This window comes from Vibrio sp. Vb0888, from assembly GCF_033338835.1.
GTDB classification, from domain to species: Bacteria; Pseudomonadota; Gammaproteobacteria; order Enterobacterales; family Vibrionaceae; genus Vibrio; species Vibrio alginolyticus.
Map to the genome: position 1 here is coordinate 1 of NZ_JAWOTL010000309.1, position 1,075 is coordinate 1,075.

Consider the following 1,075-nt stretch of genomic DNA (forward strand, 5'->3'; position numbering starts at 1 on the left):
ATGGTATTGGCAGACAGCGTCAACAGCACCACCGCATTGATTCATGATGCTTACCTAAAGATGTCAAACTGCGACATGAGTGAAATCGCCACCAAGCGTGATTTTTTCTTAATGGCAGCTAAAGTCATGCGCCAAATATTGATCGACAACGCTCGCTCACACCAAGCACAAAAACGCCAACACATCACATTGATGAAGGACGAAGAAGACCGCTTTGAGCAGTTGATCATCATGGACAAAGCCTTAGATAGCTTTAGCACACGCTACCCACGTCAATCGAGCGCCTTAAAACTCAAATACCTGATGGGCATGAAGAACCAGGAGATCAGCGAACTGCTAGAGTGCAGCGCAAGTCTGATCGAAAAAGACCTCAAGTTCTCACGCAGCTGGCTGCAATCAAGAATGGCACACGCATAAATCATGACCAAGAAACTGTGGATTATCGGCGCGATCGGCGCCGGTTTATTGGGTGTTTACTTGTTAAGTGACGAGAGCAGCATGGCGTCTGCGGCCAGCTCTTTAAACAGCGCTCCTGTCGATAAAAGAAAAAGCCAACATCACTATGGTGAACGTACGTCGTTAATTGAGGTGAAGCAGGCGCTCACAACATCGGCGTTGGATGGCTCGAGCTCTCTCGATTTAGATGCAGTGCTTAATGCGACGCCATTCGATCAACAAAACGTCGCCGAGAACCCTTTCGATACGTTTGATGGTTACTACCCTTACGATCTGACGGCGGTGACACCACAACCCAAAGTTGATGCGGCGAACAACAGCAAACCCATCATCAATCTATCGGTCGAACAGCAACTGCAAACCATCATTTATGGTTGGGAGCTAACGCAGAACAAGCCGATCAGCAATTCGTTAAGTCTGAACCAATTGTTTGAAGACCCCGATGGTGACCTGCTCACCACTCGGATCTGGTTAGAAAACGCCAATGGTCTTCAGGTGCTCAACCAAGGCCAAATCGTGGTACAAGGTGCGCCAGAAGAAATCGACCAAACCACTTACTTAGCCGTGGCTGCTCGTGACAATCATCATGGTGAAGAAGATTACGCCTGGGTCACGACCC

At 48.6% G+C, this 1,075-nt stretch carries 1 protein-coding gene and 1 pseudogene; both read left to right on the forward strand.

The genetic code is table 11. The features are described 5' to 3' along the window. Nucleotides 1-417, forward strand: a 417-nt coding sequence (locus R7P72_RS25865; protein WP_318111100.1) for an ECF-type sigma factor, incomplete at its 5' end; no start/stop codon positions are given. 3 nt (nucleotides 418-420) lie between these two features. Beyond that, nucleotides 421-1,075: pseudogene (locus R7P72_RS25870) on the forward strand (hypothetical protein); the annotation flags it as partial.